Origin of the sequence: Geobacillus sp. ZGt-1 (genome assembly GCF_001026865.1) — a bacterium.
Taxonomy (GTDB): Bacteria; Bacillota; Bacilli; order Bacillales; family Anoxybacillaceae; genus Geobacillus; species Geobacillus thermoleovorans.
The window spans coordinates 32,684-33,021 of sequence record NZ_LDPD01000008.1 but is presented as its reverse complement, the minus strand read 5'-3'; the positions used below and the strand labels follow the sequence as shown (position 1 = coordinate 33,021).

Annotated in this window: 1 protein-coding gene; it reads right to left on the bottom strand. The window is 41.7% G+C overall.

Annotated elements, in window-relative coordinates; genetic code table 11:
- Window positions 1–116: 116 nt before the first annotated feature.
- A partial coding sequence (locus VU18_RS18825; protein WP_047757613.1) for a transposase occupies window positions 117–338 on the bottom strand: 222 nt, incomplete at its 5' end.

Sequence of the window (338 nt, the reverse complement as noted above, 5' to 3'; positions counted from 1 at the left end):
TGGATTTGGAATGGATAGGGGACTAGTTTCCTCCACACGAGGGACTGAATATTCAGTCTATTGCGCAGAAAGGGAGAATCCCCTTATCGTATTGGTTTGATATTTACATTATTTGGTTAATTGTAACGTTCTTCAAACATTCGCTCGAGGGCTTCCTGTGCTTCGGCAAATCCTCTTAACTTTCGCCCTGCCCATTTCTCATTAAAATCTTGGATGGTCAAATACACGACTTTTTCCGCGGCTTCTAAACTGCTCAAACTGTTCATCGGCTTTAGACGTTTCCGAATCTCTTTGATCGTTCGTTCAATGGCATTGGTTGTATAAATCACACTTCGAAT